Source organism: Aeromonas enteropelogenes, assembly GCF_000819845.1.
Classification (GTDB): domain Bacteria; phylum Pseudomonadota; class Gammaproteobacteria; order Enterobacterales; family Aeromonadaceae; genus Aeromonas; species Aeromonas enteropelogenes.
The window spans coordinates 190,126-205,293 of sequence record NZ_CDCG01000018.1 but is presented as its reverse complement, the minus strand read 5'-3'; the positions used below and the strand labels follow the sequence as shown (position 1 = coordinate 205,293).

Genomic DNA, 15,168 nt, shown 5'->3' with positions numbered 1-15,168 from the left:
GCATGTGGTTCACACCTTGCTGGTGTAGTGGTGGGCGAGGGCGTCCAGATGAACACGGGCATCCTCGCGCAAATAGGGGGCCACCAGCTGCATCACCTGAAACACGCCGCGGGCGATATCGGCGTCCTCGCCAGGGTGCAGGGCCCGTTGATAGGAAATCCAGAATGTGCCCACCAGCGCGATATTGACGGCGAGCGACTGAATCTGCTGCAAGGTGCCCGACATCAGCCCCACCGTTTGCAGATGGTGACAAATGGCCGCGGCGGTCTGCTCCTTGCGCCGCAGCAGGGCGGAAAAGTGCCGCTCGACCCGGTGATAGCCGTTCATCAGAGCCGAGATGTCGTAGTAGAAAAAGCGGTATTTCCAGATGGTCTCGAACATCAGGTGCAGGAAGAGCCAGATATCTTCCGGCTCGTCGGAGGGGGCGCTGACCGCATCGAGCAGACGGGTCATCTCCTGCTCGAATTCGCCGAACAGGGCGTTGACTATCTCCTCCTTGTTGTGGAAGTGGTAGTAGAGGTTGCCCTGGCTTATCTCCACCTCGGCCGCGATGGCGGTGGTGGTGACGGCACTCTCACCCTGCTGGTTGAAGCAGGCAAGGGCGGTGGTCAGGATCCGCTCACGGGTGCGCCGCTTGGGTTTGCGTTCCATGTTACTCCTTTGACACGGGGCGCCGAGTCCCCTGGCCATAGCGGCGGGTAAGCCAGTGCTGCAACTGCTCGAGCGAGCGGTCGAGAGCCGCCACCGCATCCGTGCTGGGGGTGAGCAGGGAGCGCTGTTCATCCGTCAGCGCCGCCAGATTGAGCTCGAGGCCATGCTGGGCCAGCACAGGGGCCAGGATCTCGCGCCGCGCCCAGAGATCCCGACGGGTGTGCTGATAGGCGTGCTCGCACAGACGGCGGCGATCCCGGTAACTGAACACATTGGTAAAGAACATCTCGCCATCGGCGGGGGAGGGTTCAAACAGCAGGACGTCGGCATCGGGATACTGATGCTGGTAACGGTCCATCCCCACATGCATGCGCGAGTGGATGATGGCGCGAAACGTCTGGGCCAGCACTACCGGCAGGCCGCTATCCACCAGATTGGTGGGCTCGCTGGTCGCCATGTCCGCATCGAAGGGCACCAGCGGATTGATGCAGAGGACCAGATCCGCCCCCTCCTGTAGCGCCACCGAGGCGTGCAGCGTCTTGATCAGCGCCCCGTCCACATAGTGACGACCGTTGATAAGCGAAGGGGGAAAGAGGCCGGGCAGGGCGGCTGAGGCCTGCACCGCGGCCGAAATGGGCACATCGTCGTACCCCGGGCTGCCGAAAGCCACCGGGTGACCGGTATCGAGCTCGGTCGCCACCACAAAGAGGCGGCTACTGAGCTCGCGAAAATCGTTGCTGCGACCGGGACGGGAGAAGAACTGGGTCAGGATGCGATCCACCCCACGGTTGTCAAACAGGCCGGTCGGGATCGCCTTGGCGAGCCCCTGCAGGGATTCGAACAGACTGTGTTTCCAGGGGGCGGCCAGATAGTGGGTCAGGCTCTGCCACGCCAGCGGCGGTATGGTGCCAAGGCGCGCGACATATTCACGAAAGGCAGGACGCAGCAGGGTGGCGGGGTCGAAGATCTCGCCGGCATCGTCACTGAGCAGGATCCGCACCAGTTTCTCCGGCGAAATGCCGTTGGCCAGAGCCGAGGCGACCACGGCGCCTGAGCTGACCCCCACATAGATATCCGCATGTTCGAGGCGCAGCCCACGGATGCTGTCGGAGAGCGCCGCACAGGCACCGACTTCATAGATACCACCAAGTGGGCCGCCGCCGGCAAGGGCCATCGCGATCGTACTCATAGTCGCCTCCCTCTCCATGACACTTTTCATGACGATACCGGCCCAGCGCAGGGCATGGGCCGGTCTCGATTAGCAGTGCACCGTCAGGGGATCAAGGGAGGACGCTTTCCGCCTTGGCCTTGACCTCTTTTACCGCCTCTTCGGCGGCGGAGAGCAGATCCGCAGCCTCTTCAGCGACCGCCTCCTTGGCTTTGGCGACCGGCGCTTTCTTTACCGGAGCCTTGCGGGGGGCCGGCTTTTTGGCTGGAGCGGGTTTGGCTTCGGCGGCTGGGGCCTCGCCCTCCTGGGCATCCAGCAGTTGTTGCACCACCTCGGTCAGCTCGGCCATGCGCTTGGAGAGCTTGTCGATGTCCTTGCGGGTCGGGATCCCGAGGCTGGCCACCGCACGGGCGACGCGCTCCTCGAACACTTGCTCCAGACGGCCCCAGGTACCGGCAGTCTTGTCGGCCACGGCAGCGATCTTCTCATCGGCGCTCTGGCGGGTCTTGGCCTGCAGAGCTTCCCCTTCCTGCACCAGGGCGTCAAAGATCTTGCCACCCTCTTCCTGGGCTTTGGAATAGGCACCGAGCCCTGCCAACCAGATCTGCTGGGTCGACTCCTTGATGGTGGAGGCGAGTTGGTTGTCGGTGACCGAACCGGCCAGCGCTTTAAGTTTTTTAGCCATGATATTGCTCCTTGAATAACGGCAGATACATGTAATGGCGACAACGACAACGGCAATCCGGTTGAGGCATTACTGATTTTTCATCTTCAGTCTATGGACAAAAAATAGAGGGTTCTACCTAATAACGAAATAGTCGATTAACTGAATTTAGGGATGGCTCACGAACCGGTAATTGTATTGAAGATTCCCATATGAATCGTGATATACCTAACATCAACTAACAGTAAAATCAGTAGCGGAACCATAACATGAACTATTTCATCACAGGCGGAAGTGGTTTTATCGGGCGCAGGTTGATTAAGAAATTGCTGGCACAATCCCCTGACAATCACATTTATTTTCTGATGCGCGCCGCCAATCAGGATAAATTACCTGAGCTTCACGACTACTGGCAGGTGGATGAAGGACGAGCTACTCCGGTATTCGGGGATATGACGCTGCCGCTGCTGGGAGTGACAGAGGCGCTGCAAGGGGAGCTTCGCGATCGGATCGATCACTTCTTTCACCTGGCCGCCATCTATGATCTCAACGCCAAGGCGGGCGTCCAGCAGCAGGTCAACGTCGACGGCACCCGTCAGGCGGTACAGCTGGCGGCCCAGCTGGGCGCCCGCCAGTTTCATCACTGCAGCTCCATCGCGGCAGCCGGCCTGTTCGACGGCCTGTTTCGGGAAGACATGTTCGAGGAGGCCGAGCAGCTCGATCTGCCCTATTTCCAGACCAAGCACGAGGCCGAGGGGATCGTGCGCAAGGAGTGCATGGTGCCCTGGCGCATCTACCGGCCCGGGATCGTGGTAGGGGATGCCAACACCGGCGAGATGGACAAGATTGACGGCCCCTATTACTTCTTCAAGACCATCCAGAAGCTGCGTCGCCTGCTCCCCCCCTGGATGCCCGCCATCGGGGTGGAAGGAGGACGCATCAACGTGGTGCCGGTCAACTTCGTGGTCGATGCCATGGCCCACATCTCTCATCAGGCGGGGGAGGAGAACAAGACCTTCCACCTGACGGATCCCAACCCGATGCGGGTCGGCGATATGCTCAGCACCTTCTCCCGCGCCGCCCACGCCCCGGAACCCGCCATCCGCATCAATGCCTCCCTGTTCAGCTTTATCCCGCGCCACCTGATGGCGATGCTGATGACCATGACGCCGGTGCGCCGCATCCGCGATGCCGCCATCGCCGATCTGGGGCTGCCCAAGGATGTATTTCGCCTCATCAACTATCCGACCCGCTTCGACAGCCGGGAGACCCAGCGCGTACTGAAAGGAACCGACATCGAGGTACCACCGCTGCACAGTTACGCCTGGCGTCTGTGGGACTACTGGGAGCGCCACCTCGATCCCGAGCTCTTCATCGACCGCACCCTGCGCGGCCGAGTCGAGGGCAAGGTGGTACTGGTCACCGGCGCCACTTCCGGCATTGGTCGGGCCACGGCCCGCAAACTGGCAGGGGCGGGGGCTATCGTCGTGACCATCGCCCGCGATGAGCAGAAGATTGCCGAGACCCGGGCCGAATTTGCCGAACTCGGCCTGTCACTGCAGGTCTATCAGGGTGACTTGGCCGATCTGGCACAGGGGGAAGCCATCACCCAACAAATCGTGGCGGATCATGGCGGGGTCGATATCCTCATCAACAATGCCGGTCGCTCCATCCGCCGCTCCATCGAGGACTCCTTCGATCGCTTCCACGATCTTGAGCGCACCATGCAGCTCAACTACTTCGGAGCGCTCAAGGTGATCATGGGAGTACTGCCAGGGATGATCGAGAAGAAGAAGGGGCACATCATCAACATCTCCTCCATCGGGGTGCTGACCAATGCGCCGCGCTTCTCGGCCTATGTTGCCTCCAAATCGGCCCTCGACGCCTGGGTGCGCACCGCGGCCTCCGAGTTTGCCGACAAGGGGGTGAACTTCTCCATCATCAATATGCCGCTGGTGAAGACCCCCATGGTGGCGCCGACCAAGGTCTATGACCAGGTGCCCATGATGACGCCGGAAGAGGCGGCCGATCTGGTGTGCGACACCATCATCAACAAGCACGTACGGCTGGCGACCCGCCTCGGGGTCTTCGGTCAGGTGGTCCATGCTCTGGCCCCGCGAGTGGCCCAGGTGATCATGAACACGAGTTTTCGCACCTTTGCCGACCCCAAAGATGGCGATCAATCCAAGGCAACCGCCGATCAGGTCGCGGTCTCGACCCTGATCAAGGGGATCCACTTCTAGCAACACGAAAGAAGTCATAAACACAACGGGCCTGAGTGATCAGGCCCGTTTTTTTTCAGAAGCGTTTCAAGAGCCCCTGCAGCAGATCCGTGGTGCGACGGGAGTAGAGCAGCGAGAGGTGGCCGAGAGCGGGCAGTTCGATATCTTCCATCCCGTCCAGCCGCTGACGCTCCTGGGGCATCACCACGTTGTCGTGGCTGGTGCGCACCGACACCCCGGGCACGCACAGGGGCACGCTGGCAAAGCGTTGCAACCAGCCGGAGCCCGGCTCCATCTCGCGGGCATTGGCACCCACCCCCAGCATCGCCAGCTGGCTGCCCTGATGAGGGGTCGCCAGTGTGATCAGCGCGGCCACCTTGTCACCGCCTGCGACCGCCAGATAGTCGCGGCATACCAGCCCCCCCATGCTGTGACCGATCAGCACCAGCTGGCTGGCACCGGTTTGGGCCAGCACATGGTCAATCCGCCGGGCAAGCAGGGGCACCATCTCGTCGATATGACCAAAGGGCGGAGAGAGGGTGATGGTCGCCACCACATGGCCAGCTTCCTCAAGTCTGGCTCGCTGGGTGCGCCAGATCCCGCGGCTGCAACCATAACCATGTACCAGCAACACGGGACGCCGGCAGGGTGGCAACCGATCGGGGGCCATCAGCAGCGGCTCGAAGGGGAGCAGCCAGGTGAAGGTGTAGAGGTAGGCAAGCATCTCGCCAGCCATCATCTTGACCCTGGCCCAGAGGCTGATAGCCGGGGAGGGGTAAAAGCGGGTGAACAGCCAGCTGCCCAGCACCACCAGGCAGCGCAACATCAGCAAAGTCAGCGCCACCCACAGCAGGGTCAACAGCCAGGGGAGATCCATCACCAGGCGGCCAATGCCCCCGAGCAACAGCACCTCCACCATCAGCAGGATAAACAGGTGTTGTACGATCGTCATCAATCCATGCTCCGACCAGTCAGACCTAGAAGCCAAATGACACTTTACTATCTAACGACGTCAATAGCTGCTTCCTCCATCGCACTTTTCCCTTCCCCTGTTTGCAATACTGTATATCCATACATACACTCTACTGACCAACACCAAGAGGAGGCCATCATGGCTGTCGAAATCAAATATGTCGTGGTTCGTGGGGGAGTGGAGAAGATGACCTTTGCCAGCAAGAAAGAGGCAGATGCCTATGACAAGCTGCTGGATACGGCGGACGAGCTCATGCTGCTGCTGGAAGAGGCCCCCATCGAGCTGGCCCCGCAGCAGCAAGAGAGCCTGGCATTCTACCTGGCCGAACAGCGTGATCGACTGCAAACCCTGCTGCGTGGCGGCAAGCTGCAGACGACAGGCGGCAAGGAAGATGAACAGGCGCCGACCAAACGCAAAGAGAAGCCGCTCAAGCAGGTGGCCTAAGGACCCCTGATACGCCGCGCCTGGGGTAAATATCTACCGCATTCACCAAATCAGCATTTTTAGTCATTTTTATTGGTATTTACCCCGATAATTTTTTAACAACACTGCATATTGATTGCATAAATCAGAGCCGTATTTAGAGTGCGGTCGCCAGCGCCGTATCGGCCTGATGCCGGGCCTAACAGCATCGACTTATCGATAGTCGCAGCCCCGCAGGTCAGGGAGCCTGATTAGCTGGCAACCGAGCGGGTCTTGTATCCACACCCTGAACTTACCCTTGAATCAATGCACTCTTGCCAAGCCATAGCATCATCATTACAAGCTACACCATGACTCATCCAACTTGTTCTTTGCCCCCCGCCATGCCGCTTTTTGACGGTCTGGCCTACCTGGAAGCCGGTAATACCCAGGTCAATCTCTATCTAGCCAACCTCAGCCTGAACGATGTCCCCGACGCCGGGCTGGTCTACGAACTGGCGGTCGACTGGCTGCTGGAACAGCGCCATAACGAAAACAACTACAAGACCTACCGCAGCGAGCTGACCACCTTTTTCCACTGGTGCTTTCGCGAGGCCGCCATCAGCCCCAAAGATCTGACTCGCCGCATCATGATGCGCTATCTGGACTACTGCCAGTCCCCACCACAGGAGCTGATTGCCTATCGCAATGTGGCGCAGTTCGTGCTGGACAAAGAGTGGGGGGAGCGCCTGCCTAATCCCCATTGGCGACCTTTTCTCGGCAAAAAGGATCTCGGGCGGGCCCTACCATATCGGCTGAGCGAGCAGGCGATGAAGACCAAGCTCGCCATCCTGTCAGCCTTTTTCCAGTACCTTATCCAGGAAGAGTACATGGACAGAAACCCGGTGCTGTTGTTGCAGCGGATGAAACACCCGGTGGAGAAGGAACCGGATGATCAGGTGCAATCTTTCAGCGAGCTGCAATGGTCCTATGTCATGCAGGCCGCCGAGTGGCTGGCCAGCGACAATCCCGAGCAGCACGAACGCAGCCGATTTCTTACCATACTGATGTACGCCTGTTATCTGCGGATCTCGGAAGTGGCCGCCAGACCGGGCTTTACCCCCGTCATGGGGCAATTTCGCCGGGATCGCAAAACCGGCGTCTGGGGCTATTACATTCCCCAGAGCAAGGGTGGCAAACGGCGAACCGTGGCCGTGTCGCAGGCGCTGCTAGAGGCTCTTGGCCGCTACCGCCGTTTTCTGGGCTTGACGCCGTTGCCGGCGCCGGACGAACAGACACCGCTCTTTATCCGGCACAAGGCGGCAGGTCATGGTCGCGAACAGGGGCAACTCAACGCCAATCTGGGGATCCGTCAATTGCGGGATCTCATCATGATGGTGATCGCCAAGGGAGCCGATCATGCCGAGCAGGATGGCTTTGCTCAGGATGCGGCCGAGATGCGCCAACTGTCGCCCCATGCCATCCGCCACACCGGCATCACTCACGATATCAATCTCAACGGCCGACCGCTCTCTCACGTCCAGGCCGATGCCGGCCACGACAGCATAGATACCACCTCGAAATATCTGCATATCAGCAATAGCGAGCGACATGAGAGTGCCCAGAAAAAGCCACTGGATCGACTTGGCTAAAAAGTGAGAGATAACAGATCAGAAAACAATATATTCACCACACTCAACTCTCAGCTTCTTTTATGACGTTAGGTTGATTGACAGGGGCAGGGGAGGGACCCCATGCATGGGGCCTTGGCCAGGGACGGCCATGTGATTTGTTTCCCGCAGAAGTCAACATCTTCCCTTCTTATCGCCCACTTCCCGTCTTGCCAAATATCGTGGCTTCACGATGCCGGATCAGGGGGAGGGGGATCTATTGTTATTGCCATAACACCTCACACCAGGAACAGGCTATTCGATTATCCAGCTGAGCGCGAAATCATGGTGAGCGAGGAGGCCTGGGTGGATCTGACGGTCGGGGGATCTTCTATTTCCAAATAGCCAGGAAGCTCATTGAAGTTGGGTTGGAAGAGGCGTCTCGGGTTGTTAAACAAATTGGTCGGTTAACATTTCGCTATCGCCTGATTAAAGGGCATGCTCATATCGAAGAAACGGATAAATTCGGCCAATTGAAATTCTCAAATAATGCCGATAACCCCATTTATCGGCATTGGCATTATGGAGCAAGGTGATGGGGTTATACACACCCACAAATACCTCAACGAAAGCAACAAGAGCCTCCTGGATAAAAATGATGGGCAACTGGGATGAATCTGTTCGATCAACGCGTCATCCAGATCCCATATTGGTTCCGTCATTGCTAAACGCGTGCTCTGCGGTGTCACACAATGCGTATGTGTTACAGGCGATCTGCAGGGAACCAGACCGGTAGTGTGTTGTGCAAAAGAATCTCCGCAGGCCTAGCTAACTTGTTAATGGCGGACGGCACTTGCAGAAATCGATCATATATCTCATGGCTGACAGAGCTATCCAGCTTGGTAAGCCATATTTCATTTCGCCAGATCCGTTTTCATCGCTTTGAGGAGACCATCGAACGCGTCATTTCTTTCTGACCGAGGCCCGTCATTGGTATCAATAATTCTCTGCGTATATCGCGAAACCTCTTCGGAACCAAACAGATTGCAACGCGTCTGCCACAAAGCGAACTCCTTCGATGCAGCATCCGATGGATGGACAGCCGCTTTGTGAAGTGCGTCCAACAAACCAAGGTAAGCATTTCGTTTTTCTTCATAAAGACGGTCGGTACGCTTTGCAGACCTGGCGATAAAGTTGCTGATGATCGAATTCAACAATGTACCAATCCCCAAACCGCCAACAATGCCTGAAATCAATGTGTAATCCATGAGAAATCCCACTTGCATGTTGCATGATTTTCAATGTTACCACGGGTCTCCAACTCAACGCTTCCCACCCAACGACACTGCGCATAATGTATATTATGTTAAATAACATATAGAGATAAACTCTAGACATCCTTATAGAATCAACCCCCTACAGCTTGTTTGCTTAGCCGGTCTCGTTGTATCGAGTGACACACCGAGCCTGATTACTGCGTAAGCCCATGACGCGCCGCATGGCTGGGTGCATTTCATTGACGCTGGCCTAGGTGTACCGTTTTCGAACTGACGAGAAAATGGGTGCTACGGTACTGCAAGCTTTTGCTTGTTGCCGTGTATTTTCTACCGCAAACGGGATGACTATGGGTAACCGGTGCAAGTCCATTCCTGCTGGCTCTTCTGCAATTGTGGCTTGTCACCCGTCATCCCATAACCCGACTTTATGTTCCCCTGCACGCTGTGATGGCCGATTCAGGCGTGCACCATTTCGACGATCTCTACTCCGTCGAGCCCTCCATTTTCTCTTCTTGCTCTTATCACACGCCAAGTCAGTCCAATCATGCGGCCAATGGGCACAGGATGATGACATTTGGCCTTCACCCATATCACATCCCCCATAAACAGGAACAGAAATGCAGCAGCGTGTCTTTTTCTTCAGTTTATTGCGAGTGATGGCCGCTGTTGCGGTGATCGCCATCCATGTAGTCGCCACCTATTGCGACTCGCTCGGCACGATACCGTTTAATCAATGGGTGACCGCAGTTGCTATCAACGGCGCGAGCCGTTGGGCCGTGCCCATATTTATTCTGATTAGCGGCGCGCTGATGCTAAGCGATCGGCGCCCATTTGATCTTCGCTACTATGTGCGGCGTCGACTGGGGAAAGTAGTTATCCCGTTTGTCGTATGGTCGCTGTTCTATGCATGGTTATCGGGATGGAGCACCAGTGGCTTTGAGGGCGGCACGGCCTGGCAAACCCTGCTCGCCAGCCCGCAAGAGGCAACTTATTACCATCTCGGATTTTTCTATTATTTCATCCCGCTTTATCTGGTGATCCCGTTTCTGCAATGGGGCGTCAAGCGCTGGGGTGATCCCCTCCTCTACTGGTTGGTTGTGCCGTGGCTCATCACAACGACCCTGTTCCTGCTTGGTGTTGATGGGCTATGGAGCAACGATTTGTGGCTGTTTTCCGGGTATTTGCCACTGGGTTATCTGTTGTACCACAAGTGGCCGAGCAACCGATGGAGCCTGCAGCTTTTGACACTGTCCGGATTGGGGGCTCTCTATCTCACTGTCAGTGAAGTGGTCGCATTAAGTCTTGCCCAGGGCGAGTACAGCGTGGGGCTATGGTTTTCCTACAAGACCCTCAATGTCGTGGTGATCGCCAGCATGATATTTGTCCTGGCACGAACCTGGGCCACCAGATTGCCCTTGTCCTGGCAGCAAGGCGTGAATGTCATCAGTCAACACAGTCTGGGTATCTATCTGCTACACCCTATCTTCCTGTGGCCGCTAAAAAACTACACCATGCTGCAAGAAGGCAACCCTGTATGGGCGATCCCGCTATGGGTCACCCTAAGCGGTGCGGCCTCCTTGTTGACAAGCTGGATGGTATCACGTCATCGCAGCACCCGCTGGCTGTTGCCATAGCCTTCGAGCACGGTGCCAAGATCTGAATTTTGCGCCTAAAAATCAATTGCATACCCTAATGCAGCAGGAAACAAGGAGCCTATAAACAGGCTCCTTGTTTCCTGTCACCACTAGTTGAACTGTGTATAATGGCAACAATTGATCCTATTTTTCGACCGGATGTCTTAAGTGGCTGAATTAACATCAGAACAACTAAAACCCGCTTTTGCAATTGAACAGTTTTCCATGCTCAGTGAGCTTGAACCCATCCCCTTTGCAGCCTTGCAGCCCAGAGCCATTTCGGCGGTCAAACGGTTGGCCAGCTTCGATGGCGATTGTCCGGTCATGCTGCTCAACGGTTTTCCCGGCGCCGATTATGAAGGGGTCTGCCAGACGCTGATCGCCGACTCCAACGGCAAGGATGGCGACCTGTTCGACCTCTGCTATACCGAAAACCTCAACAACCCGTTCAAGCCCATCTGGCTGCGGCTGCAACCGGGAACCGGCATCGAATTCTGTGAGATGGTGGGTGAACTGCTAAAGTTGATGAGCCACCATCTGGACGCCGAGCGTCTGGTGACCCGCATCATGCGCAAGCAGAACAACGATCCCAAGATTGATGACTTCCTGACCGATCTCGCCGCCCACGTCGCCCTGGGACTGGAGTTCCAGCATCCCGTGCTGATCAATTTGCTGATCCATCACGAAGATCAGCAGGCGCCGATCATTTACGGGCGGGATCTCAACTGGGATACCCTGTTCGGTTCCATCAACTACCAGACAGAGCAGGGCTCCGTCTATGCCAACCAGCATCTGCTGGAGCCGGGTCTGCTGCGCCAGGCCAACGGTGGTTATCTCATCCTGCAGCTGGACGAGTTGCTCGATCAGCCTCACCTCTGGTTCAAGCTGAAAAATGCCATGCAAAAGGGCGAGCTGGACTGGATTGCCTATCAGGAAGGCAAAACCCTTACCCCCTTCTTCACCCCTGAGGCAACCCCGCTCAAGCTCAAGCTGATCCTGGTGGGGGATCGCCTCGATGTGGCGGAATTCCAGATGCTGGACCGGGACATGTCGGAGCGTATCTTCCTGCGCGCCGATCTGGTTTCCGAGGTCAACATAGAGGAACAACTGCCCGAATTCTTGCAATATCTGGCCTGGCTGCGCCAGCGCTGGAACCTGCTGGATTTCACCCCGGAAGCCCTTGCCGCCATTTGCCGTCATGCCAGCCGCCTGTGCGATCATCAGGAGTGGCTCTCCCTGTCCGAGATACAGCTCTCCGCCATCATGCGCATGTCGGACAGCCTAGCTCGGGAGCTGGAGTCGGAAGTAGTCACCGATGCCCATATTCGCGGCGCGCTGGAGGAACAGGATTACCGCCTCAACTACCTGGTTGAACAATCAGATCAAGGGGTTATCGATGGCCAGATCCTGTTGCAAACCGATGGCGAAGAGATAGGCCAGATCAACGGCCTCTCCGTCATCCAGGTCTCGGGCCACCCGTATGATTTCGGTGAACCGGTGCGCCTCACCGCCACAGTGCATCTGGGGGATGGCGATGTGGCAGACATCGAACGCAAGGCTGAACTGGCCGGCCATATCCATGCCAAGGCGATGATGATCATCCACGGTTATCTCTCCAACAAATTTGGTGCCGAGAACCCCTCGCCGCTGTCGGCCAATCTGGTGTTCGAGCAGTCCTATCACGAGATTGACGGCGACAGCGCCTCTCTCACCGGTCTGTGCGCCCTGCTCTCTGCCCTCGCCCGCCAGCCCATCTACCAGCACTTCGCGGTGACCGGCGCCGTCGATCAGTTTGGCAATGTGCAGGCTGTGGGGGGCGTCAACGAGAAGATCGAAGGTTTCTTCCGGGTGTGCCAGATCCACGGTCTCACCGGCAAACAGGGGATCATTCTGCCGGGCACCAATACCCAGCAGCTGAACCTCTCCGATGAGGTGATAGCCACAGTGGAAGCAGGCCAGTTCCATATCCATCCGGTGGACCATGTGGAGGAAGCCATCGAGCTGCTGACAGGGTGCGTGGCCGGCGAGCCGGATATGCCGGATACCCTGTTTGGCCGCATTCAGGAGCGGCTGGATGAATTAAATGGCACCAGCGTCAAGCCCACCGGGCTGCGTGCCCTGCTGGCACGGCTGCTGGACAGGTAACGAAGTGATCGGAGTTGTTTAGCGCACAACTGTACGCTAAATTGGCCCCGCTTTGACCCACTTGAAGGATATACAGCGTGACCCCAGACAATACCACCATGGAAGCCCGCCTTTCTCTGTGTGAACAGGGCAAAGAGTCTTTTACTCGTGAAGAGCTGCTCGCTTGCAGCCGTGGCGAATTATTTGGTGAGGGTAACAGTCAGCTGCCCGCCCCCAACATGTTGATGATGGATCGCATCGTCAAGATCAACGACCACGGCGGTGAGCATGGCAAGGGCGAGATCCTGGCAGAGCTCGAGATTACGCCGGATCTCTGGTTCTTCGACTGCCACTTCCCGGGGGATCCCGTGATGCCTGGCTGCCTTGGCCTGGATGCCATGTGGCAGTTGGTCGGCTTCTTCCTCGGCTGGAAAGGCGGCCCGGGCAAGGGCCGTGCGCTGGGTGTGGGTGAAGTGAAGTTCACCGGCCAGATCCTGCCGACCGCCAAGAAAGTGACCTACAAGATCACCTTCAAGCGCGTGATCAACCGCAAGCTGGTGATGGGCATCGCCGATGGCGTGGTCGAGGTGGATGGTCGTCCGATCTACAGCGCGACCGACCTGAAAGTGGGCCTGTTCAAGGACACCACCGCATTCTGATCTGCAAAAACAGATGATGAACAGCAACGCAAAGGGGCCTCGATGGCCCCTTTCCTTTTGTCATGAGTGATGAAGTACCGGTTACTTCATGAAGAGGCCTGAGCCCCGCCCTTCCATGGCTTCACGCCAACCTCCAAGCCAGTGCCCGCGGGCATCCAGGCATTGATACGGACACGCTTCTTTCTGTTTGCCGACAACGCCAGCCTGATAACCACGAGCACGAGCTCTCTCCAGACGGTCCCGTTTCTGTCTCTTCATCATCTACGACCCTCTTCGTGGAACAAAAAAAGCGACCAATTTTCCATCGGTCGCTTTCATCTTTACCCCAGTGAACAGGGCCGGTCAAACAAAAACTGCCATACTAACCGGCCTGTGTGACACAAGACACTGAACTGGATTAAGTTTTAATTACAGGGAACTTACTCCTGATTTTTGAGTCCTTCCAGCTCTTCCCAACGGGCAAACGCCTCTTCCAGCGCCGCCTCGGCCGCATTCAGGGCATCCAGTTTCGGCTGGGTTTGATCGCTAGGCAGGGAGAAGAATCCGGGCTGGTTGATCTCCCCTTGCAGGGCCTCCAGCTCCGCTTCCAGCTGCTCGAGACGGGCAGGCAAACCATCCAGCTCCAGTTGCAATTTGTAGGAGAGCTTCTTGCTCTTCTTCGGCGCTTCGCTCACCACCACGGGCTCGGGGGCCTTGCTCGGGGCACTTTTGGCCTGAAGCGCCGCCTGTTGCTGGGCCCGGGTGGCCATCATATCGGCATAGCCACCGACATAGTCGCTGATGCGGCCATCCCCTTCAAACAACCAGCAGCCGGTGACCGTGTTATCGATAAAGCGACGGTCGTGACTCACCAGCAGCAGGGTGCCGGGGTAGTCCGCCAGCAGCTCTTCGAGTAACTCCAAGGTCTCGACGTCGAGATCGTTGGTCGGTTCGTCGAGGATCAGCAGGTTGCTGGGCTTGAGAAACAGCTTGGCCAGTAGCAGCCGGTTTTTCTCGCCCCCCGACAGCGCCTTGACCGGCGTGCGGGCCCGTTTGGGCTCAAACAGGAAGTCCTGCAGGTAGCCGAGGATGTGGCGGGAGCGGCCGCGCACCATCACCTCTTGCTTGCCCTCCCCCACGTTGTCCACCACCGTCTTCTCGGGATCGAGCTGCTCGCGGTACTGGTCAAAATAGGCCACTTCCAGGTTGGTACCTTGGCGTACCGAACCGCGCGTGGCGTCGATCTGGCCGAGCAGCAGCTTGATCAGTGTGGACTTGCCGCAGCCGTTGGGGCCGACCAGTGCAATCTTGTCGCCACGCAGCACCTGCAGATCCAGCCCCTGGAACAGGGTGCGCTCCCCAAAATCGAGACCCAGCCCTTCGGCTTCGAACACCAGCTTGCCGGAGCGTCCCGCCTCGTCCAGTTGCAGCTTGGCCTTGCCCTGCAACTCACGGCGCTGGGTCCGCTCCATGCGCATCGCCTTGAGGGCGCGCACACGGCCTTCGTTGCGGGTCCGGCGCGCCTTGATCCCCTGGCGCACCCACACCTCTTCCTGGGCCAGCTTGCGGTCGAATTCGGCATTTTTCAGCTCTTCGACCCGCAGCCACTCCTCCTTGCCCTGCAGGTACTCGTCGTAGTTGCCGGGCCAGGAGGTGATCACGCCACGATCGAGATCGATGATCCGGGTCGCCAGCTTGTGAATGAACTCACGGTCGTGGGAGATAAAGACGATGGCGCCACGGAAATCTTTCAGAAACTCTTCCAGCCAGTTGATGGCTTCGATGTCCAGGTGGTTGGTCGGCTC

Annotated in this window: 13 protein-coding genes; 6 read left to right on the top strand and 7 right to left on the bottom strand. The window is 57.6% G+C overall.

Features of this window, described 5'->3' with window-relative positions; translation table 11 throughout:
- Nucleotides 1-9 precede the first annotated feature (9 nt).
- The 3 genes from BN1123_RS07700 to BN1123_RS07690 all read right to left on the bottom strand — a co-directional run bounded on the left by BN1123_RS07700 (nt 10) and on the right by BN1123_RS07690 (nt 2,504).
- Entirely contained in the window at nt 10-651 is a 642-nt protein-coding gene (locus BN1123_RS07700) for a TetR/AcrR family transcriptional regulator (RefSeq protein WP_042026226.1), read from the bottom strand.
- A 1-nt stretch (nt 652) separates the two neighbouring features.
- A complete protein-coding gene (locus tag BN1123_RS07695; protein WP_042026223.1) occupies nt 653-1,840 on the bottom strand; it encodes a patatin-like phospholipase family protein in 1,188 nt (395 codons plus the stop codon).
- Nucleotides 1,841-1,931: 91 nt separating this feature from the next.
- Nucleotides 1,932-2,504: a phasin family protein gene (locus BN1123_RS07690; protein ID WP_026457568.1), complete on the bottom strand. Its 573-nt coding sequence runs from the start codon at nt 2,502-2,504 to the stop codon at nt 1,932-1,934.
- Nucleotides 2,505-2,752: 248 nt separating this feature from the next.
- Between BN1123_RS07690 and BN1123_RS07685 the strand changes: the two genes are divergently transcribed.
- On the top strand, nt 2,753-4,726 hold the full coding sequence (locus tag BN1123_RS07685) for an SDR family oxidoreductase (RefSeq protein WP_042026222.1): 1,974 nt from the start codon (nt 2,753-2,755) through the stop codon (nt 4,724-4,726).
- 55 nt (nt 4,727-4,781) lie between these two features.
- Here the strand turns inward: BN1123_RS07685 and BN1123_RS07680 are convergent, their stop codons facing one another.
- Nucleotides 4,782-5,657 carry an esterase/lipase family protein gene (locus BN1123_RS07680; protein WP_042026221.1) on the bottom strand — a complete coding sequence of 292 codons (876 nt, stop codon included), beginning with the start codon at nt 5,655-5,657 and terminating at the stop codon, nt 4,782-4,784.
- A 159-nt stretch (nt 5,658-5,816) separates the two neighbouring features.
- On the opposite strand from BN1123_RS07680, the gene BN1123_RS07675 reads away from it, so the two are divergent.
- A complete protein-coding gene (locus tag BN1123_RS07675) occupies nt 5,817-6,122 on the top strand; it encodes a YebG family protein (RefSeq protein WP_026456866.1) in 306 nt (101 codons plus the stop codon).
- Between the two features lie 362 nt (nt 6,123-6,484).
- Nucleotides 6,485-7,732 (top strand): tyrosine-type recombinase/integrase, encoded by a 1,248-nt coding sequence (locus BN1123_RS07670; RefSeq protein WP_197064484.1) that lies wholly within the window; start codon nt 6,485-6,487, stop codon nt 7,730-7,732.
- A gap of 872 nt (nt 7,733-8,604) precedes the next feature.
- On the opposite strand, the gene BN1123_RS07665 is transcribed toward BN1123_RS07670, so the two are convergent.
- On the bottom strand, nt 8,605-8,958 hold the full coding sequence (locus tag BN1123_RS07665) for a hypothetical protein (protein ID WP_042026475.1): 354 nt from the start codon (nt 8,956-8,958) through the stop codon (nt 8,605-8,607).
- Between the two features lie 626 nt (nt 8,959-9,584).
- On the opposite strand from BN1123_RS07665, the gene BN1123_RS07660 reads away from it, so the two are divergent.
- From BN1123_RS07660 to fabA, 3 genes are all read left to right on the top strand, one after another.
- Nucleotides 9,585-10,601: an acyltransferase gene (locus tag BN1123_RS07660; RefSeq protein ID WP_042026218.1), complete on the top strand. Its 1,017-nt coding sequence runs from the start codon at nt 9,585-9,587 to the stop codon at nt 10,599-10,601.
- Nucleotides 10,602-10,769: 168 nt separating this feature from the next.
- Nucleotides 10,770-12,746 (top strand): Lon protease family protein, encoded by a 1,977-nt coding sequence (locus BN1123_RS07655; protein ID WP_042026217.1) that lies wholly within the window; start codon nt 10,770-10,772, stop codon nt 12,744-12,746.
- 77 nt (nt 12,747-12,823) lie between these two features.
- Nucleotides 12,824-13,384: a 3-hydroxyacyl-[acyl-carrier-protein] dehydratase FabA gene (gene fabA, locus BN1123_RS07650; RefSeq protein ID WP_042026215.1), complete on the top strand. Its 561-nt coding sequence runs from the start codon at nt 12,824-12,826 to the stop codon at nt 13,382-13,384.
- Between the two features lie 81 nt (nt 13,385-13,465).
- Here fabA and rmf read toward each other — a convergent pair whose 3' ends face one another.
- Together rmf and BN1123_RS07645 are read right to left on the bottom strand one after the other, a co-directional pair.
- Nucleotides 13,466-13,645: a ribosome modulation factor gene (rmf, locus tag BN1123_RS20805; RefSeq protein ID WP_185378225.1), complete on the bottom strand. Its 180-nt coding sequence runs from the start codon at nt 13,643-13,645 to the stop codon at nt 13,466-13,468.
- Nucleotides 13,646-13,803: 158 nt separating this feature from the next.
- A partial coding sequence (locus tag BN1123_RS07645) for an ATP-binding cassette domain-containing protein (RefSeq protein WP_042026213.1) occupies nt 13,804-15,168 on the bottom strand: 1,365 nt, incomplete at its 5' end.